18 protein-coding genes are annotated in these 17,696 nt (G+C 72.6%); 9 read left to right on the forward strand and 9 right to left on the reverse strand.

The annotated features are described in order from the left end of the window. Positions 1-46 precede the first annotated feature (46 nt). Entirely contained in the window at positions 47-856 is an 810-nt protein-coding gene (locus ACFWVC_RS03385; RefSeq protein ID WP_384275670.1) for a DUF2797 domain-containing protein, read from the forward strand. 18 nt (positions 857-874) lie between these two features. Here the strand turns inward: ACFWVC_RS03385 and ACFWVC_RS03390 are convergent, their stop codons facing one another. Next, positions 875-2,098 carry an ROK family protein gene (locus ACFWVC_RS03390; protein ID WP_384275677.1) on the reverse strand — a complete coding sequence of 408 codons (1,224 nt, stop codon included), beginning with the start codon at positions 2,096-2,098 and terminating at the stop codon, positions 875-877. 17 nt (positions 2,099-2,115) lie between these two features. Here ACFWVC_RS03390 and ACFWVC_RS03395 point away from each other — a divergent pair, with 17 nt between their 5' ends. The 4 genes from ACFWVC_RS03395 (at position 2,116) to ACFWVC_RS03410 (ending at position 5,122) form a co-directional block, all read left to right on the forward strand. Next, complete coding sequence (locus ACFWVC_RS03395; RefSeq protein ID WP_384275683.1) at positions 2,116-3,360, forward strand: MFS transporter; 1,245 nt, start codon at positions 2,116-2,118, stop codon at positions 3,358-3,360. Between the two features lie 84 nt (positions 3,361-3,444). Next, positions 3,445-3,801 carry an SCO4225 family membrane protein gene (locus tag ACFWVC_RS03400; protein WP_384275689.1) on the forward strand — a complete coding sequence of 119 codons (357 nt, stop codon included), beginning with the start codon at positions 3,445-3,447 and terminating at the stop codon, positions 3,799-3,801. Between the two features lie 48 nt (positions 3,802-3,849). Then, on the forward strand, positions 3,850-4,596 hold the full coding sequence (locus tag ACFWVC_RS03405; protein WP_384275694.1) for a maleylpyruvate isomerase family mycothiol-dependent enzyme: 747 nt from the start codon (positions 3,850-3,852) through the stop codon (positions 4,594-4,596). A gap of 58 nt (positions 4,597-4,654) precedes the next feature. Then, complete coding sequence (locus ACFWVC_RS03410) at positions 4,655-5,122, forward strand: DUF4442 domain-containing protein (protein ID WP_384275701.1); 468 nt, start codon at positions 4,655-4,657, stop codon at positions 5,120-5,122. A gap of 49 nt (positions 5,123-5,171) precedes the next feature. Here ACFWVC_RS03410 and ACFWVC_RS03415 read toward each other — a convergent pair whose 3' ends face one another. Further along, the gene (locus ACFWVC_RS03415; RefSeq protein WP_384275707.1) at positions 5,172-5,564 is read right to left on the reverse strand and encodes a MarR family winged helix-turn-helix transcriptional regulator; all 393 of its coding nucleotides are present in this window, start codon (positions 5,562-5,564) and stop codon (positions 5,172-5,174) included. A gap of 86 nt (positions 5,565-5,650) precedes the next feature. On the opposite strand from ACFWVC_RS03415, the gene ACFWVC_RS03420 reads away from it, so the two are divergent. Further along, positions 5,651-7,144 (forward strand): MFS transporter, encoded by a 1,494-nt coding sequence (locus tag ACFWVC_RS03420; RefSeq protein ID WP_384275711.1) that lies wholly within the window; start codon positions 5,651-5,653, stop codon positions 7,142-7,144. A 55-nt stretch (positions 7,145-7,199) separates the two neighbouring features. Here the strand turns inward: ACFWVC_RS03420 and ACFWVC_RS03425 are convergent, their stop codons facing one another. The 3 genes from ACFWVC_RS03425 to ACFWVC_RS03435 are packed head-to-tail and all read right to left on the reverse strand — an operon-like array spanning position 7,200 to position 9,926. Next, the gene (locus ACFWVC_RS03425; protein WP_384275718.1) at positions 7,200-7,865 is read right to left on the reverse strand and encodes a response regulator; all 666 of its coding nucleotides are present in this window, start codon (positions 7,863-7,865) and stop codon (positions 7,200-7,202) included. After that, a complete protein-coding gene (locus ACFWVC_RS03430; RefSeq protein WP_384275723.1) occupies positions 7,862-9,145 on the reverse strand; it encodes a sensor histidine kinase in 1,284 nt (427 codons plus the stop codon). Before ACFWVC_RS03430 ends, ACFWVC_RS03425 begins: the two co-directional genes overlap by 4 nt. Before the next feature lie 58 nt (positions 9,146-9,203). Further along, positions 9,204-9,926 (reverse strand): TetR/AcrR family transcriptional regulator, encoded by a 723-nt coding sequence (locus tag ACFWVC_RS03435; protein WP_384275731.1) that lies wholly within the window; start codon positions 9,924-9,926, stop codon positions 9,204-9,206. A gap of 128 nt (positions 9,927-10,054) precedes the next feature. Here ACFWVC_RS03435 and ACFWVC_RS03440 point away from each other — a divergent pair, with 128 nt between their 5' ends. Then, positions 10,055-10,504 carry a nitroreductase family deazaflavin-dependent oxidoreductase gene (locus ACFWVC_RS03440; RefSeq protein ID WP_384275738.1) on the forward strand — a complete coding sequence of 150 codons (450 nt, stop codon included), beginning with the start codon at positions 10,055-10,057 and terminating at the stop codon, positions 10,502-10,504. Here the strand turns inward: ACFWVC_RS03440 and ACFWVC_RS03445 are convergent. Next, complete coding sequence (locus ACFWVC_RS03445; RefSeq protein ID WP_384275746.1) at positions 10,497-11,150, reverse strand: DUF4230 domain-containing protein; 654 nt, start codon at positions 11,148-11,150, stop codon at positions 10,497-10,499. The genes ACFWVC_RS03440 and ACFWVC_RS03445 overlap by 8 nt on opposite strands. 75 nt (positions 11,151-11,225) lie before the next feature. After that, a complete protein-coding gene (locus ACFWVC_RS03450) occupies positions 11,226-12,509 on the reverse strand; it encodes a geranylgeranyl reductase family protein (RefSeq protein WP_384276388.1) in 1,284 nt (427 codons plus the stop codon). 101 nt (positions 12,510-12,610) lie between these two features. Between ACFWVC_RS03450 and ACFWVC_RS03455 the strand changes: the two genes are divergently transcribed. Continuing rightward, positions 12,611-13,972, forward strand: a complete 1,362-nt coding sequence (locus tag ACFWVC_RS03455; RefSeq protein WP_384275751.1) for a dipeptidase — start codon at positions 12,611-12,613, stop codon at positions 13,970-13,972. Positions 13,973-14,056: 84 nt separating this feature from the next. Here the strand turns inward: ACFWVC_RS03455 and ACFWVC_RS03460 are convergent, their stop codons facing one another. Together ACFWVC_RS03460 and ACFWVC_RS03465 are read right to left on the reverse strand one after the other, a co-directional pair. Next, entirely contained in the window at positions 14,057-15,097 is a 1,041-nt protein-coding gene (locus ACFWVC_RS03460; RefSeq protein WP_384275757.1) for an NUDIX domain-containing protein, read from the reverse strand. Positions 15,098-15,596: 499 nt separating this feature from the next. After that, a complete protein-coding gene (locus ACFWVC_RS03465; protein WP_384275763.1) occupies positions 15,597-16,604 on the reverse strand; it encodes an ROK family protein in 1,008 nt (335 codons plus the stop codon). An 86-nt stretch (positions 16,605-16,690) separates the two neighbouring features. On the opposite strand from ACFWVC_RS03465, the gene ACFWVC_RS03470 reads away from it, so the two are divergent. Next, positions 16,691-17,677, forward strand: coding sequence for a LacI family DNA-binding transcriptional regulator (locus ACFWVC_RS03470; RefSeq protein ID WP_384276396.1), 987 nt, complete (start codon positions 16,691-16,693; stop codon positions 17,675-17,677). The last annotated feature ends 19 nt before the right edge of the window (positions 17,678-17,696 follow it).

Here is a 17,696-nt window from a genome sequence, read left to right on the forward strand (position 1 = left end):
GGCGTGGGCGTGGTGGCACCCCGGGCACGGCGACCGGAGCAGTCCGGTGCGCCTGGGTGACCACCTGGCCCTCGCCGTGGAACCGGGCGCGGAACGGGTGTGCCTCGGGGTGTGGCGGTCCGGCCGGTGGACACCGTGCCCGCGGGCGCGGACGCTGCCGCCGCAGGCCCGGCACGACCAGTGCGAGGAGTGCGCGGCACTCGACCGCTCGCGGTCCGTGGCGGCCGACACCCGCCTGGACGACCCCCGGCCCTATGCGCTGTATCTCGCCTGGTTCGGCCCCGGATTGTGCAAGGTCGGCATCACCGCCGCCGAGCGCGGCTCCGCCCGGCTGCTCGAACAGGCCGCCATCTGCTTCTCGTTCCTCGGCCGGGGACCGCTGATGGCGGCCCGGCGCGCGGAATCCGTCCTCGGCACCGCCCTGGGTGTGCCCGACCGGGTGACCGCCGCCAAGAAGCGCGCCGCCCGTGACGTGCCGTCATCGCCCGACGTACGGCACGCGGAGCTGCGCGCGGTGCGCGACGCGGCCTTCGCCGTGCCCGACTGGCGTGACACGCTCACACCTTGCCCGTTCGAAGTGGTCGACCACGCGGCGGTGTTCGGGCTGGAGCCCGGCCCGCCGAGACCCGCGGCCGCGGTGACAGGTCTCCAGCCCGGCACCGCCCTCGGCGGCACCGTGGAGGCGGTCGCGGGCAGCGACCTCTACGTCCGGCTGCCGGGAGCGCCCGGTGATGTCGTGCTCCTGGACGCCCACTTGGTCTCGGGCTGGCCTCTCACAGCGGCAACCCAGAGCCGGCCCGCCCCGCCGATGCGGCCGCTGAGCCGGGCGGAGGAACCTCCGGAGCCGCTCTTCTGACCGCCGCCGCTTCTTCGGCTACGCGCCGAGAGCCGTCAGCGGGTCGTCGAGAACCGGCTGCCAGGCCAGCTCCGCGGCGCCCACCAGGCTGTTGTGCTCCAGGGCGCACGGCAGCACCGGCACGCTGCCGCTGCGTCCCCACAGGCTGCGGTCGGCGATGACGGCCCGCAGCCGTTCCGGGTCGGCGTCGAGCAGCGAGCGGTGGAGGCTGCCGAGCAGGATCCGGTCCGGGTTGAGGACGTTGACCAGTCCGGCCAGGCCCAGACCCAGACGGTCGATCAGGATGTGCGCGGCGCGGCGGACGGCGGGATCGTCGTACTCCTCACGGAGCAGGGTGACCGACTGCTCGAGCAGCGACACCTCCGGCCCGGGAGCACGGCCGGCCTCCTCCAGGAAGGCCAGCGGGTCGACCTCGACGTCGAGGCAGCCGCGGCTGCCGCAATGGCAGGCGCGTCCCTCGGGGTTGACGGTGAGGTGACCGACCTCGAGGGCCAGCCCGGAACTGCCGGTGTGGAGTTTGCCGTGCAGCACCAGGGCGCCGCCGACACCGCGGTGGCCGGTGGCGACGACCAGGAGGTGCTCGGCGCCGCTCCCCGCACCATGGCGGTGCTCGGCGAGCGCCGCGACGTTGACGTCGTTGCCGACGAAGCACAACGGCGGCATGCCGGTGGGGGCGATGATGCCGGCCCGGGCGACCTGCTCGCGGAAGATCTCCAGCACCGGGGCGCCGGCCGGCCACGCCAGGTGCAGCGGGTTGAGCGCCGTACCCTCGGGCTCGGCGACCGCAGAAGGAACGGCCAGGCCGGCCCCGACGCAGGCCCGCCCGTGCTCGCTCAACAACCGTGCGCCGGCTGCGACCACGTCGGCGAGCACGTGCGCGGGGTCGGCGGGCACCGCCATGCTGACCGGCGCCGTCGCGACGATGTGACCGCCCAGCCCGACGAGTGCGGCACGGAATCCGTCGGTGTGGATCTGCGCGGCGAGCACGACCGGGCCCTCGGGGTTGACCGCCAGCCGATGCGAGGGACGCCCTTGGGCGCCCACCGGGCCGCCCGGCCGCGTGTCGACCCGGATCAGCCGCAGCGCCTCGAGTTCGGAGGCGACCGCACCCGCCGTCGCACGTGTCACGCCGAGTTCGGCGGTGAGCACGGCGCGGGTGGGCGCGCGTCCCGTGTGCACGAGCGACAGCGCGGGACCGAGGGCGCCCCGGCCTCTCTCCAACCTTGTCCGAGTCTGGGTCACAGTCCTATTCTCACTTTGTGCCGAGCCTAAACAAAATACGGAGCGTACTCGCCGGGCAAGATCACACGTCGTCCCCGGCCCCTCTGCGGCGGCTGCGATTCGCGCTGACGGCCTTCTTCGCTCTGGACGGCTTCGTCTTCGCCGGCTGGGTGGTGCGCATCCCGGCGGTCAAGGACCAGGTGGGCGCGTCCGCGGGCGCGCTCGGCCTCGCGCTGCTCGGCGTGTCGGCGGGCGCCCTCGGCACCATGATCCCGAGCGGGTGGCTGTGCCGGCGCTTCGGTGCCGGTCCGGTCACGATCGCCACGGCCGTCGTCCTGTCACTGAGCGTCGCACTGCCTCCGATGACCCACTCCCCTCTGGCGCTGGGCCTGGTACTGCTGCTCCTCGGCGTGGGCTTCGGCGGCATGAATGTGGCGATGAACAGCCTCGCGGTCGACCTGGTGGCCGCGTTGCGGCGCCCCATCATGCCGGGTTTCCACGCGGCCTACAGCCTCGGCGGGTTGATCGGCGCCGCCGTGGGTGGCCCACTGGCCGCGCACCTGACGCCCACGCAGCACCTGTTCGCGGTCGCGGTGTTCGGCTTGGTGGCGACGGTGTTCCTCGGACGGGCGCTGCTCGCCCACACCCTGGCGCCGCTCGCGGGCATTCCGGACGACGCCGCGGGGACCGGCGCGGGTGGCACCGCCGGCACCGGGCGGACCCGCGCACGGACACGCCGGCCGGTCGCGGTGTTCGGGCTGATCGCCCTGTGCACGGCCTATGGCGAGGGTGCCCTCGCGGAGTGGGGACCGCTGCATCTGCAGGACGATCTGCACACCGGCCCCGCCCTGGCCGCGGCAGGCTACGCCGCGGTGGCGCTCGCCATGACGATCGGCCGCCTGTCCGGAACGGCTCTGCTGATGCGGTTCGGCCCGACCCGGGCGGTCGTGCTGGGCGGGCTTACGGCGTGCGCCGGGATGCTGGTGGCGGCGCTCGCGCCGGTGGTGTGGCTGGTGCTGGCGGGATTCGCGCTGACCGGCCTCGGCCTGGCCAACATCTTCCCCGTGGCGATCGCCCGGGCGGGCGCCTTGGGCGGCCCGAGCGGTGTGGCGACGGCCTCGACCCTGGGGTACGGCGGATTCCTGCTGGGTCCGCCGGCGATCGGCTTCCTCACCGATGCCGTCGGTCTGCCCGTCGCTCTGACCACGGTCGCCGCGCTCGCCGCGACGGCCGCCGTCATCGCCTGCGCGGCACGGCACCTTGCGGGATCCGACGGAAACTGACGCGTCATCTCCACCCATGGGGAGGCCTGGGAAGGCCATGGTGGTGATAACCCCTGTGGATCGCACGCAGCCGTCGGAGGAGACATGTCGATTCCTCACCGGCTCCGGGCAGCGGCCCGGTCGGTGTACCGAGAGCGCGTCTCGCGCCTGTACCTGGGCCTGGTGACCGCGGCCCTGGTGTTCCTGGCGGTCGACACGGCCTTCGTCTCGCACGAGGACGCCAGGCTGTCCGGAGTCTGGCTCGTACTGCTGACCCTGCCGTGGATGCCCATGTTCTGGCGGCTGTTCGCCGCGGCCGGGGGGCAGGACGCGGCCGACGCCGCGTACGGCTGGGGCGGTTGGTGGACGGCCGTCCTCGCGGCGCTGCTGTCTGCCGTGCTGAACGCCGTGGTGCTGAGGGTCTTCGCCCGGGCCAGGAAGCGACGTCCGCAGCCGCACTGACCACCGCGGCGCGGCCCCGTTGTCCGACCCGGATGCCACAATCACGTCATGGAGACCGCCGAGTTCATCGACACGCTCCGCCGGGACGGCACGCTGCTGGCCGACGCCGCGGAGCGAGCCGGCCTGGACGCCGCCGTGCCGCCGTGCCCGGGCTGGCGGGTGCGTGATCTGGTCCGCCATCAGGGGATCGTGCACCGCTGGGCGACGCTGTTCGTCGCCGAGGGACGGATACGCCCGGAGCCGATGGCCGCCGAGACGCCCGCGGACGACGCGGAATTGCCCGTCTGGTTCCGGGACGGGCACGAGCGGCTCGTGTCGGCGCTGGAGACCGCGGCACCGGACCTGGAGTGCTGGCACTTCCTGCGGGCCGATTCCCCGTTGGGCTTCTGGGCCCGGCGGCAGGCACACGAGACCGCCGTCCACCGCGTCGACGCGCAGATCGCGGCGGGCAGCGCCCCGTCCTTCGTCGACCCGGTCTTCGCGGCCGACGGCATCGACGAGTTGCTGACCGGCTTCCACGCGCGGCCGAAGAGCCGCGTACGCAACGTGGCGCCGGGCACGCTCCGTGTGCGCGCCGTCGACCTGCCCGCGGAGCGCGGGGACTGGCTGGCCCATGTCTCGGCGGATCCCCTGGTCGTCGAGCGCGCGGTCGAGCGGGACGCGGACTGCACCGTGAGCGGCACCGCCGCCGACCTGTACCTCGCCCTCTGGAACCGGGCTCCGTACGAGAAACTCCAGGTCACCGGCGACAGCTCGCTGGTGGAGTTGTGGCGGCGCACGGGGGCCGTCACCTGACGGACGCCTGCAGGCGGACCATTACCGGCGAGTAACTTCGCATGCTAGCGTCACCTCCATGGCACGACGCTCCCTCACACCCGCAGCCCTTCGCCGCGCGATCAACTGGTGGCCGCCTTACCTCTTCGCGGGCATCCGGGTGCTCGACATCGCCGACGACTGGAGTTCGGCCCGGGTGCGCCTGCGCCTGCACCGGTTCAACCGCAACTACGTGGGCACCCACTTCGGCGGCTCGCTCTTCTCGATGGCCGACCCGTTCTGGATGCTGCTGACGATGAACCGCCTCGGCCGCGACTACCTGGTGTGGGACCGCGCCGCCGAGATCGAGTTCCTCTCGCCGGGCCGGGGCGATGTGTTCGCCGATTTCAAGCTCACCGAGGACCGGCTGGACGACATGCGCGCCCTCACCGCGGACGGCGACAAAGCACTGGTGTGGTTCGAGAACGACATCGTCGCCACCGACGGCACGATCGTCGCGAAGGTACGCAAGCAGCTGTACGTACGGCGCAAGCCCGCCGCCCGCTGAACGCCGGGGACCGGTCGCGGAGGGATCCGCCGGAGCACCCCGCCAGGGGTCAGGACTCGCCGAGGATCCGTTCCAGGACGGCACGCTGGACGGGCCTGGCCGCTTCGTGACGTGCGCGCCCGGCGTCCGTCAGCCCCACCCGGACCCCCCGCCGGTCCTCACTGCAGATCCCCCGGCTGACCAGCCCTTCCTTCTCCAGCCGGCCGACGAGGCGGGACAGCGCGCTCTGGCTCAGGTGCACACGGTCGGCGAGTTCCTGGACGCGGAAGGTGCACCCCTCGTCCACACTGCCCTCCGCGAGGATGTCGAGCACCTCGAAGTCGCTCGCGCCGAGGCCCAGCTGGTGCAGTTCGCGGTCGAGCTCGCACGCGGTCCGCGCGTGCAGGGCAAGGACCTCCCGCCACCGCTCCACGAGCGCATGTTCACTCTTCACGCCGGTCATGCGCGCAGGATAGCAGAAATCCGCCAATTCATGTACGCGCACTAAATGCATTTGCATTGAATGCACGTGCATGTAGTCTGCTCCGCATGACCTCTCCCGACACCACCGTCCCCGGTACGGAAGGCCGCTGGATCGCCCGCCAGTGGGGCACCCTGCTCGTGCTCTGCGCCGCGCTCTTCCTCGACGCCCTGGACGTCTCGATGGTCGGCGTGGCCCTGCCGTCGATCGCCCACGACCTCGATCTGACCACCTCGTCCCTGCAATGGGTCGTCAGCGGCTACATCCTCGGCTACGGGGGCCTGCTGCTCCTCGGCGGCCGGGCCGCCGACCTGCTCGGCCGGCGCCGGGTGTTCCTGATCGCGCTGGGCGTCTTCGCCGCCGCCTCCCTGCTGGGCGGCCTCGTCGACTCCGGCGAACTGCTCATCGCCACCCGGTTCATCAAGGGTCTGAGCGCGGCGTTCACCGCTCCCGCCGGACTGTCGATCATCACCACGACGTTTCCCGAGGGCCCCGTCCGCAACCGGGCCCTCAGCATCTACACCACCTGCGGCGCGACCGGATTCTCCATGGGTCTGGTGCTCTCCGGGCTGCTCACCGAGGTGGGCTGGCGCTGGACGATGCTGCTGCCCGCCCCCGTCGCCGTCCTGGCGCTGGTCGCGGGACTGCGCCTGATCCCGACGAGTCCGCGCGAGAAGGGCGGGGGCCGGGGCTACGACCTGCCCGGCGCGCTCACCGGCACGACCTCGATGCTGCTGCTGGTCTACACGGTCGTCTCCGCCCCCGAGGCGGGCTGGAGTTCGGCGCGCACACTGCTGTCCTTCGCCGCGGTCGCCGTCCTGCTCACCGCGTTCGGCTTCATCGAGCACCGCAGCAGTCACCCGCTGATCCGGCTGGGCGTACTGCGCTCCCCGCACCAGATCCGCGCCAACCTCGGAGGTGCCGCGTTCTTCGGCTCCTACGTGGGCTTCCAGTTCCTGGTCACGCAGTACATGCAGTCACTGCTCGGCTGGTCCGCGCTGCAGACGGCGCTGGCGTTCCTTCCCGCGGGCGCGCTCGTCGCCCTCGCATCGACACGCATCGGACCACTGGTGGACCGCTTCGGGACGCCCCGCGTGATCGCCACGGGGTTCACCTTCCTGTTCATCGGCTACGTGCTCTTCCTGAGGATCGACCTGACCCCGCAGTACGCCGCCGTCATCCTGCCCTCGATGCTGCTTCTCGGCGCGGCCTGCGCACTGGTCTTCCCGTCGCTCAACATCCAGGCCACCAACGGTGTCCGGGACGAGGAGCAGGGCATGGTCTCCGGACTCCTCAACACCTCGTTCCAGGTGGGCGGCGCGATCTTCCTCGCCGTCGTGACGGCGGCGATCACCGCGGGCGGCGGGCACGACCCCGCCACCCCGCAAGCGGTGCTCGACAGCTACCGGCCGGGACTGGTCGTCGTCAGCGTGATCGCGCTGGCCGGACTGCTGATCACGCTGACCGGGCTGCGCCGCCGGGTCTCGTACGGATTCGTCGTCGCCTCGTCCGACGGCACGCGGCAGGCCGCCGAGGCCGAGCGGGTCTCCGTCGGCGACTGACGCCCGGACCGCCGTCCGGACCCGCGCGGTGAACGGGGGCGCGGGTCCGGGCGGCCTAACCGAGCCAGCCGGGCCGCACCAGGCCGGACTCGTAGGCCAGGACCACCAGTTGGGCGCGGTCACGGGCGCCGAGCTTGACCATGGTGCGGCTGACGTGCGTCTTGGCGGTGAGCGGGCTGACCACCAGGCGCCGGGCGATCTCCTCGTTCGACAGCCCGATCCCCACCAGGGCCATCACCTCGCGTTCGCGCTCGGTGAGCCGTTCCAGCCCCATCCCGACCGCGGGCGCCTTGGAGCGGGCGGCGAACTCCGCGATCAGGCGCCGGGTCACGCCCGGTGAGAGCAGCGCGTCACCGTCCACCACGGCCCTGACCGCGCGCACCAGTTCCTCGGGCTCGGTGTCCTTCACCAGGAAACCGGAGGCACCGGCGCGGATGGCCTCGAAGACGTACTCGTCCAGCTCGAAGGTGGTGAGGATGATCACCCTGACCGCCGCGAGCGCCGCGTCCTCGGTGATCCGGCGGGTGGCCTCCAGGCCGTCCATGACCGGCATGCGGATGTCCATCAGCACGGCGTCCGGGGTCAGTTCGCGAACCAGGCGCAGGGCCGCCGCGCCATCGGGTGCCTCGCCGACGACCTCGATGTCGGGCTGGGCGTCCAGCAGCGCGGCGAATCCGGCGCGCACCAGCACCTGGTCGTCGGCGAGCACCACCCGGATCATCGGATCTCCTTGTCCAGGACGGCCGTCGCCGCGGCGGCGTCGAAGGGCAGCCGGGCCAGCACACGGAAGCCCCCGTCCTGACGGGGCCCTGCCGCCACGTCGCCCCCGAGCGCCGCGGCGCGTTCCCGCATGCCGAGCAGCCCGTTGCCACCGCCGGTCTCCGGGACCTGCCGGCCGGCTGCCGTGGCGGGACCGTCGTCGTCGACGCACAACTCGATCTCGTGCGCGCGGTGGACGATCCCGAGGCGCGCCGTACGCGATCCCGAGTGCCGGATGATGTTGGTCAGCGCCTCCTGCACGATCCGGAACGCCGCGAGGTCGACGCCGGGAGGCAGCGGCACGGCGGTTCCCTCACGGGTCACATCGACGCCGAGTCCCGCGCCGGCGGCCTGTTCCAGCAGTTCCGGCAGGCGGTCCAGGCCCGGCGCCGGGGAGCGGGGCGCCTCACCCGGTGCGCGGAGCGTGCCGAGGACCTGGCGGACCTCTCCCAGCGCCTCCTTGCTGGCGGCCTTGATGGTCGTGAGGGCCTGGCGTGCCTGCTCGGGGCGCTCGTCCATGAGCGCGAGGGCGACGCCGGCCTGCACGTTGATCACCGAGATGCTGTGCGCGAGGACGTCGTGGAGTTCGCGGGCGATCCGCAGCCGCTCCTCGTCCGCCCGGCGGCGCTCCGCCTCGGCACGCTCCCGTCGTTCGCGCACGTATTGCTCACGGCGCAGCCGCCACAGTTCGGCCACGGCCAGGATGGCCAGCAGCCACGCGGCGGCGCCGGAGATCTGCGCCCACGAGGCCCTGTCGTCCCCGGCGGGTGGCAGGTAGCGGTAGAGCCAGAACGTGACGAGCGCGTAGGCCGTGTACAGCGAGGCCGCGACGACGAAGACGGACCGGCGCCGCCCGGCGGCCACCGCGGAGAAGTAGGCGGCGACGACGCTGAGGAAGACCGGGCCGTAGGCATAGCCCGCGGCAAGGTAGACCAGCGTCACCGCGGACACGACGGCGGCGACCACGACGGGCGCGCGCCGGCGCCACAGCAGGGCGACGGGGCCCGCGAGCAGCAGTGCGTAGCCGAAGCGGTCGAGCGGGACATGACCGGTGCCGTTGTGCGAGGCCGCGGTCGTGCCCACCACCTGGACGAACGCCAGGACGATCGACGCGATCCAGGGGCGGCGCGGGAGGCCGTCCCCGCCGCCGTGCCCGGGGCCGCTATGCCCGGGGCCGCCGTGGCGTGCCCACGGCGGGCCCCAGCGGGGGGCGCCGGGCGGCACGGATCGGTCGTCGCTCATGCCGCCACGCTAGACCGGCGGACCGGCGATCGGCGTCCGATCACGGCGGTGACCTCGTCTACTCCCCCGGGAGTACGCGGTCACGGCGGAGGCCGGCCTGGTGCGCAAGACCCGCCATGGCGTGGTCGAAGAACTCGTCCCGCGCTTCGACCACATTGTTGAACTGGCCGAAGAGTTCGAAGCCGATCATGCCGAAGAGCTGGGCCCATGCGGCGATCAACGCCGGAAGCGCCTGCGGCGGCAGCTCCTGTTCCAGGTCCTTGACGAGCCGCCAGGCGTCGGCGTGCACCCCCGCGGGCAGCGGTGCGTCCGGCGCGGGCAGGGCCAGGCGCCCTGCGGTGTGGGCCCCTTCGGCCACCGTGAGCAGGACGAGCGCGACACGGGACGCCGGGCCGATCGTGTCGAGCGGTGCGCTGTAACCGGGCACCGGGGAACCGTAGATCAGGGCGTACTCATGGGGATGTTCCAGCGCCCAGCCGCGCACGGCCCGGCAGACGACGATCCAGCTCGTGACGGGGTCGTCGTCCCCCGCCTCCTCGAACGCGGTCTCGGCGGCGGCGCCTACGGCGTCATAGGCGTCGACGATCAGCGCGGTGAGGAGCACGTCCCGATTGGGGAAGTAGCGGTAGAGGGCCGAGGAGACCATGCCGAGCTCCCGGGCCACCGAGCGGAGGGAGAGGCGCGCGGCCCCTTCGTCCGCGAGCTGCCGGCGCGCTTCTTCCTTGATCGCGGCGGTCACTTCGCTGCGGGCCCGTTCCCTGGCCGTTCTGATCACACCCATGAGGATCAGTGTAAACGAATCGGAGACATCGACCAAGAATCAGAGCACCGCTCTTGATTTTGCCGCACCCGCTGCTGCACACTGTTCTCAGGCGAGAGCACCGCTCACATTTCACGGAGGAGTCCCCCATGTCCGAGCACGTCATGAAGCCCGGTTGGTTCACCGTCAACGTCCTCAACCGCTTCGTCGCCTGGCTCACCCGGCGCGGTGTCAGCGTGTGGGGTTCGCGCGTGCTGGCCGTCAAGGGGCGCAAGAGCGGGGAGTGGCGCCGCACGCCGGTGAACCTGCTCACCGTGGGCGGGGAGCGCTTCCTCGTCGCTCCCCGCGGTCACGTCCAGTGGACCCACAACATGCGGGCCGCCGGCGGCGGTCAACTCCTGCTGGGCAAGCGAGCCGAGGAGTTCACCGCCGCCGAAGTGGCCGACGACGCCAAGCCCGAGGTACTGCGTGCCTACCTCAAGCGCTGGAAGGCGGAGGTCGGCGTGTTCTTCGGAGGTGTCGGCCCCGATTCCACGGACGAGGAGCTGCGCGCGATAGCCCCCAAGCACCCCGTCTTCCGGATCACGGCCGTCAGCTGAACCGCACCTCCACGCGTTCGAAGCCGAGCGAGATCAGCAGACGCTCCAGCATGGCGCGGGTGTTGGTCTCCGCCCGCTTCGCCAGCTCCGTCTTCTTGGCCGCGTCCTGGATCTTCTTCGCGGCCAGCTGCTGGATCTGCTGCTCGTCGTTGGGATGCGAGGAGAAGAAGTCGCCGAGCCGGTCGAAGAAGCCCCGCTCCTCGGCGACGATGTAGGAGCGGTCCGGATCGAGCGAGGTGCGCTCCAGCTGGGCGTGCGGCAGGGTCAGCACCGCCGACTTGCGGTCGTCGGTGACCTCGACGCCCTTGGGGCCGACGTCCCCGAGGTCCACATAGGCGTCGACGCTGCCCGCGCCGACGTAGAGCGTGCGCCGGCCGCGCACCGCGTCGGGGAGGAACTTGGCGTCCTTCTCCAGGTCGACGACGACCTGGAAGTCGCCACTCGCTCCCTCGAAGCGGTTCATGTCCTGGATCGCCTTGAGCACCACGGGGCCGGTGCGGTCCTTGGTCTCCACGGCGAAGGGGTTGGGCAGGCCGGGTATCAGGTCGGCTTTCGCGACCAGCAGCAGCAGGCCCGCCAGCACTATGAGCCCGGTCAACCACCGGGCCCACCAGGGCAGTCGGCCTTCTTGATTCCTCAACGGCATGTCAGGGCTACCTCCAAGAAGGTGTCTGCCCCTCAACACCCTCTTTAAGGCAGGCAGTAGATGGACAGATGAAGATCAGGAGCGGTCGAATGACTCTAGCGCACGACGGGCCAGCGGATGGGTGCGAACGATCTCGGCGAGCGAGGTCGAACCGCGGGTGATCCGGGCGAAGGTGTTCCACGCCGGCGGCAGGGTGGTGAGCACGGCGTGCAGCAGACCGGGGCGCTTCTCGAAGATGCCGAGCATGCGGCGGCCCACCCCCATCTCCACACCGAGGCCGGCCTTGACCGCGAAGGCGTAGTTGAGTGCCTGGCGCCGGGCGTCGACCGCGTCGTGCGACTCGGAGATCCGCACCGCCCACTCCCCCGCGAGACGGCCCGAGCGCAGGGCGAAGGAGATGCCCTCGCGGGTCCACGGCTCCAGCAGGCCCGCGGCATCCCCGCAGACCAGCACCCGGCCGCGGGACAGCGGGGAGTCGTCGGCGCGGCAACGCGTCAAGTGCCCGGAGGAGATGCTCGGTTCGAACCCGGCCAGACCGAGCCGGCCGATGAAGTCCTCCAGATAGCGCTTGGTGGCGCCACCTTCGCCGCGCGCGGAGATCACACCGACCGTCAGGGTCTCGCCCTTCGGGAAGACCCAGCCGTAACTGCCGGGCAGCGGGCCCCAGTCGATCAGAACCCGGCCCGCCCAGTCCTCGGCCACCTCCGTGGGGACCGGGATCTCCGCCTCGAGGCCCAGGTCGACCTGGTCCATCTTGACCCCGACGTGGGCGCCTATGCGGCTTGCGGAGCCGTCGGCACCGACGACCGCCCGGGCGAGCACCGTCTCGCCGTTGTTGAGCACCACCGCGACCGTGCGCCGGTCGGGGACGGAGGTACCGTGCTGTTCGACCCGGGAGACGGCGGCACCGGTGCGCAGCTCGGCGCCCGCGGCGACGGCCGCGTCGACAAGCTGGGCGTCGAACTCGGGCCGGTTGATCAGGCCGAAGAGCATGTGCCGGGACCGGCGGGTCCGGGTGAGGCGCCCGTTGAGGCTGAAGGTGACCGCGTGCACGCGGTCACGCAGCGGAAGTTCGAAGCCCGGCGGGAGGGCGTCGCGGGACGGGCCGATGATGCCGCCGCCGCATGTCTTGTAGCGGGGCAGCTCGGCCTTCTCCAGCAGCAGGACACGGCGTCCGGCCGCCGCGGCGGCATAGGCCGCCGACGCCCCTGCCGGCCCTGCTCCGACCACGACGACATCCCACACCGATGCGTCCTCGACGCCGTCCGTCGAACCGCCGTCCTGCGCCTGGTACTCGCTGCTCACGTGCTCCCGCTCCCGTCCGACCCGCAGGCTGCTGTCACCCCTGCTCAGCCGCATACTAATCCGCGGGTGCGCGGGCACGGCTGTGGCACCATCGATCACGACCACCTGTACACGAACCACGCGTTCGACCGAACACGCACCCACCAGGAGCGCTTATGTCCGCCGCACCGCTCGCCGCAACCGTCGCCGCCCTGATGCCGCGGGCCCGGACCGAGCTGGCAGAGCTGGTGTCGTTCCGCTCTGTGGCGGACCCGAGGCAGTTCCCGAAGAGCGAGTGCGAGCGGGCCGCGCGATGGATCTCGGACGCACTGACCGGGGAAGGTTTCCAGGACGTCGCACTGCTCGACACCCCGGACGGCACGCAGTCGGTCTACGGATACCTGCCCGGCCCCGAGGGCGCGCCCACCGTGCTGCTCTACGCGCACTACGACGTGCAGCCTCCGCTGGACGAGGCCGGCTGGCTGTCCCCGCCCTTCGAGCTGACCGAGCGCGACGGCAGGTGGTACGGGCGCGGCGCGGCGGACTGCAAGGGCGGCCTGATCATGCACCTCACGGCCCTGCGCGCGCTGCGCGACAACGGCGGGGTGCCGGTGAACGTGAAGATCATCGCCGAGGGCTCCGAGGAGCAGGGCACGGGCGGCCTGGAGCGCTACGTGGAGGAGCACCCCGAGTTGCTCGCCGCCGACGCGATCGTCATCGGCGACACGGGCAACTTCCGCTGCGGGCTGCCCACCGCCACGGCGACCCTGCGAGGCATGGCGATGGTCGAGGTGAAGGTGAACACGCTGGAGGGCAACCTGCACTCCGGCCAGTTCGGGGGCGCCGCGCCCGACGCGCTCAGCGCCCTGATCCGCATCCTCCACACCCTGCACGACGAGACCGGGGCGGCCACGGTCCAGGGCCTCGCCATGGACGCCTCGTGGGAGGGGTTGCAGTACCCGGAGGAGGACTTCCGCGGCGACGCCAAGGTGCTGGACGGAGTCTCCCTGGTGGGCGGCGGCACGGTCGCCGACCGCGTCTGGGCCCGCCCTTCGGTCACCGTGCTCGGCATCGACGCCCCGCCCGTCGTGGGCGCCACCCCGTCCGTCCAGGCGACCGCGGCCGCCAAGGTCAGTCTCCGGGTCCCGCCGGGTGTGGACGCCCAGGAGGCCGCCGACCTCCTCATCGCCCACCTGAAGGCCGCCGCCCCCTGGGGCGCCCACGTCGAGGTCACCCAGACCGGGAGCGGGCAGGCGTTCCGCGCCGACACCTCCAGCCCGGCGTACTCCGCCATGGCCGAGGCCATGCGCGGCGCCTACGGCAAGGACCTGGAGATCGCCGGCATGGGCGGCTCCATCCCGCTCTGCAACACCCTCGCCACGCTCTACCCCGAGGCGGAGATCCTGCTCATCGGGCTCAGCGAGCCCGAGGCGCAGATCCACGCGGTCAACGAGAGCGTCTCCCCGGAGGAACTGGAGAAGCTCTCGCTGGCCGAGGCCCTGTTCCTGCGCGGCTACGCCGAGAGCAAGGCCGTCTGACACCCGGGACACACCCGGCCGGGCCGCGGGAGCACCGTCCCGCCCCCCGGCCGGTGGCACCCGCGCACCGCACGCCGTCCGCGGTCAGCTGCCCACGGGCACACCCGCCTCGAGGTTGAGGACGGTGGCGCGCTCGCGGGCACGCAGGGCCCAGCGGAGGCGCTTGAGCCGGACGGGCGGGAGCATGGCCGCGGCCTCGTCCTCCGTGGCGAAGCGCCAGCCGCGCAGTTCGGCCCCCGGGAGAAGAAGACGTTCGGCGTCGGCGGCGGCGAGGCGGCCGCCGTCGAAGAGCAGCCGCAGGCCCCCGTAGCCGGGTGGCAAGGGCGGCTCCCAGTCGACGACGAGCAGACGCGGGACGACCGGCAGGTGAAGGCCGAGCTCCTCGGCGACCTCGCGCATCCCGGCCCGCGCGGGGGCCTCACCGGGCTCGACGACCCCGCCGGGGAACTCCCAGCCGGGCTTGTAGGTGGGGTCGACGAGCAGTACGCGGTCCTCCTCGTCGAAGAGGAGCACGCCGGCGGCGAGCGTCTCCGCCGTGGGCTCCGGGGTCTGCACGATCTCGCAGACGCCGGCGCCCTCGCGTATCGCCTCGGCGACACGCTCCGCGGTGGCCCGAGGGCTCAGGCCGCCGGTGTCGACGACATGGGCGTCGGCGGTGAGCCAGGGCAGCGCCTCACGGTAGGCGGCGAGCTGGTCCAGGCACCACCCGCGGACCTCCGCGCTCGCCCCGGGGTCGCCCGGGATGTCCGCTCGCTGCTCGATCCGCTCCCGCAGAACCGTTTCCTCAGCGTCGAGCACCATGTGCCGCACCGCGATTCTGCGCGCCGCCAGGCCCCCGAAGATCTCGTCCCGGTACTCCTGCCGCAGCAGTGTCATGGGGACGACCAGCGGGCCGCCGCCGATCTCGCTCAGCAGCGCCGCCGCCGTGTCGACGACCAGCCGCCGCCAGCAAGGCAGGTCCTGATAGTCGGAGACCTCGCCCAACCGCTTCTCGGGGAGCATGAGCCGCAGCCCGGTGCCGATGAGTTCCGGGTCGTAGAGCACGCTTCCCGGCAGCAGATCGAGCAGTTCACGTGCCGCAGTGGTCTTGCCCGCGCCGAACGTGCCGTTGAGCCAGACGATCACGGTGCCCCCTCTTCCGTAGCCCGGTAGCCCCCTACGAATTGCCCGGATCATCGGCGTCGGCAAACGCACAGACCCGGCCATCGGCGCATACCGGTGGCTTCAGAACCCGCGTTCCCCGAGCTCAGCCCGTGTTGGCCTCCTGAGTGAGCCGGGCGACGAACTGTTCGCGCAACGCCACGAGCACCGGTCCGGCCGCGGGCAGGACCGGTGCAGGGCATCGGCCCGACTCGCTCCCGGCCACCCGGGGACGGGCACGCTCACGGCAGCGGCGGTCCGTGCGCGGGCCCAAGTCCGCGAGATCTGCGGGGCTCTGGATCCCTGACGGCACATCCCAACCACCCCGTCCACCGCGGTGGGCCGGTCTACGCCCTCTTCCGCATGTACGAGCCCGCCCCGCAGCCGAGCCCGTGACGGGCACGGCGAAGGGCGGGTGACGGCGGGCCTGCCCTCGGCCCGCGTACCCGCCCGCTCGTCACGGCCGTCACGGCCGTCACGGCCGCTAGCGCACCGCGCCGAACGCCTCCAGGCCCAGTGCCTCCCCAGCCGCCGCGGCAGCGCCGACCAGGCCGGCGTCCGTGCCGAGCACCGCGGGGACGACCTTCACCCCGGCCGCGAACGACAGCGTGGCGTAGCGGCGCAGATGGGTGCGCAGGGGATCGAAGAGCAGCGCTCCCGAGCCGGCGACGCCTCCGCCGATCACCGCGATGTCGATCTCGACCAGAGTCGCCGTCGCGGCGATGCCCGCGGCCAGCGCCTGCGCGGCGCGGTCGAAGGACGCCAGCGCCACCGCGTCCCCGGCACGCGCGGCGCGGGCCACGGCCGCGGCGTCGGCCGCCTCCCCCACGGCGGGGAGCCAGCCGGCCTCCTGGGCGCGCCGCACGATGTTGGGGCCGCTCGCCAGCCGCTCGACACAGCCCCGGCCGCCGCAGGGGCACAGGTCGCCGTCGAGGTCCACGCTGATGTGCCCGATGTGGCCCGCGTTGCCGGTCGGGCCGGGGTGCAGCGCGCCACCGAGGACCAGGCCGCCGCCGACGCCGGTGGAGACCACCATGCACAACGCGTTGTCATGGCCGCGGGCCGCGCCCTGCCAGTGCTCGGCGGCGGTGATCGCCATTCCGTCGCCGGTCAGCACCACGGGCAGCCCGTCCACCCGGGCGGCGACCTCCGCCACCAGCGGGTAGTCACGCCAGGCGCCGATGTTGACCGGGCTGACCGTGCCCCGCGAGGCGTCGATCGGGCCGGCGCTGCCGATGCCGACGGCGACGACGCGGGGCCACTCCGCCGCCGCGCGCAGCTCGTCCAGCACTTCGGCGACGGAGCCCATCACGGTCTCGGCGTCCCGGTCGGCTCTCGTCGGACGCAGCGCGCGCAGCAGCAGCCGCCCGTGCGGGTCCACCAGGGCGCCCGCGATCTTCGTTCCCCCGACGTCCACGGCGGCGACCAGCGGACCCTGGTCGGCGGCGTACAACGGCGGTGTGGTGGGTTCAGCTGTGCTCTCGAACGGCATGCGCGTAGTGTCGCCCTTTGTTGACAACGTTGTCCAGCCCATAGGATCCGGCCGTGACCGATATTCCGCGTACCGCCCGGCCCACCATGAAGGACGTCGCCGCTCGGGCCGGTGTCGGCCTGAAGACCGTCTCCCGCGTCGTCAACGAGGAGCCGGGGGTCACCGACGACACGATCGCCCGCGTGCAGGCCGCCATCGACGCCCTCGGCTTCCGCCGCAACGACAGCGCCCGCCTGCTGCGCAAGGGCCGGACCGCCAGCATCGGGCTCGTCCTGGAGGACCTCGCGGACCCCTTCTACTCGCCGCTCAGCCGCGCCGTCGAGGACCACGCCCGGGCCCACGGGACGCTGCTGTTCACGGGGTCCAGCGCGGAGGACGCCGACCGCGAGCAGGAACTGGTGCTGGCTTTCTGCGCCCGGCGTGTCGACGGCCTCGTCATCGTCCCGGCGAGCGAGGACCACCGCTACCTGGAGCCGGAGATAGCGGCAGGGGTGGCCACGGTCTTCGTCGACCGGCCCGCCGGGGGCATCAACGCGGACGTGGTCGTGAGCGACAACGCCGGCGGCACCCGCGAAGGGGTCGCCCACCTCATCGCCCACGGGCACCGGCGTATCGGCTTCGTCGGCGACCTCCCCCGCATCCACACGGCCGCGGAGCGCCTTCGCGGCTACCGCGAGGCCATGGCCGACGCCGGGCTCCCCGTCCACGACGGCTGGGTCTCCTGCGGCACGACCGCGCCGGACCGCGTGCGCTCGGAACTCGACCGGATGCTGTCCGGACCGGAGCCCGTCACGGCGATCTTCACGGGCAACAACCGGATCACCGTGACCGCGGTACGCGTGCTGGCCGACCGCCCGCAGTTCGTCGCGCTCGTCGGCTTCGACGACTTCGAGCTCGCGGACCTCCTGCGGCCCGCGGTCACGGTCGTCGCCCAGGACCCGGCACAACTCGGCCGCACGGCGGCGCGGTTGCTCTTCCAGCGGCTCGATGGCGCCGCGGGCGCACCCGCCCGCCTCGAACTCCCCTGCCGGCTTGTCGCACGTGGCTCGGGCGAACTCCCGCCCATGGCGTAGCCGAAGCCCTGGAGAGTGG

Origin of the sequence: Streptomyces sp. NPDC058691 (assembly GCF_042714775.1) — a bacterium.
In the GTDB taxonomy this organism is placed as follows: domain Bacteria; phylum Actinomycetota; class Actinomycetes; order Streptomycetales; family Streptomycetaceae; genus Actinacidiphila.

Bases quoted from the DNA above. Each gene is read 5' to 3' on its own strand.
- ACFWVC_RS03430 (WP_384275723.1), bottom strand. From the start codon at position 9,145: ATGAGCGACGACCGATCCGTGCCGCCCGGCGCCCCCCGCTGGGGCCCG.
- ACFWVC_RS03435 (WP_384275731.1), bottom strand. From the start codon at position 9,926: ATGGGTGTGATCAGAACGGCCAGGGAACGGGCCCGCAGCGAAGTGACC.
- ACFWVC_RS03420 (WP_384275711.1), top strand. From the start codon at position 5,651: ATGACCTCTCCCGACACCACCGTCCCCGGTACGGAAGGCCGCTGGATC.
- ACFWVC_RS03455 (WP_384275751.1), top strand. From the start codon at position 12,611: ATGTCCGCCGCACCGCTCGCCGCAACCGTCGCCGCCCTGATGCCGCGG.
- ACFWVC_RS03410 (WP_384275701.1), top strand. From the start codon at position 4,655: ATGGCACGACGCTCCCTCACACCCGCAGCCCTTCGCCGCGCGATCAAC.
- ACFWVC_RS03465 (WP_384275763.1), bottom strand. From the start codon at position 16,604: ATGCCGTTCGAGAGCACAGCTGAACCCACCACACCGCCGTTGTACGCC.
- ACFWVC_RS03400 (WP_384275689.1), top strand. From the start codon at position 3,445: ATGTCGATTCCTCACCGGCTCCGGGCAGCGGCCCGGTCGGTGTACCGA.
- ACFWVC_RS03440 (WP_384275738.1), top strand. From the start codon at position 10,055: ATGTCCGAGCACGTCATGAAGCCCGGTTGGTTCACCGTCAACGTCCTC.
- ACFWVC_RS03425 (WP_384275718.1), bottom strand. From the start codon at position 7,865: ATGATCCGGGTGGTGCTCGCCGACGACCAGGTGCTGGTGCGCGCCGGA.
- ACFWVC_RS03405 (WP_384275694.1), top strand. From the start codon at position 3,850: ATGGAGACCGCCGAGTTCATCGACACGCTCCGCCGGGACGGCACGCTG.
- ACFWVC_RS03450 (WP_384276388.1), bottom strand. From the start codon at position 12,509: ATGCGGCTGAGCAGGGGTGACAGCAGCCTGCGGGTCGGACGGGAGCGG.
- ACFWVC_RS03415 (WP_384275707.1), bottom strand. From the start codon at position 5,564: ATGACCGGCGTGAAGAGTGAACATGCGCTCGTGGAGCGGTGGCGGGAG.
- ACFWVC_RS03470 (WP_384276396.1), top strand. From the start codon at position 16,691: ATGAAGGACGTCGCCGCTCGGGCCGGTGTCGGCCTGAAGACCGTCTCC.
- ACFWVC_RS03445 (WP_384275746.1), bottom strand. From the start codon at position 11,150: ATGCCGTTGAGGAATCAAGAAGGCCGACTGCCCTGGTGGGCCCGGTGG.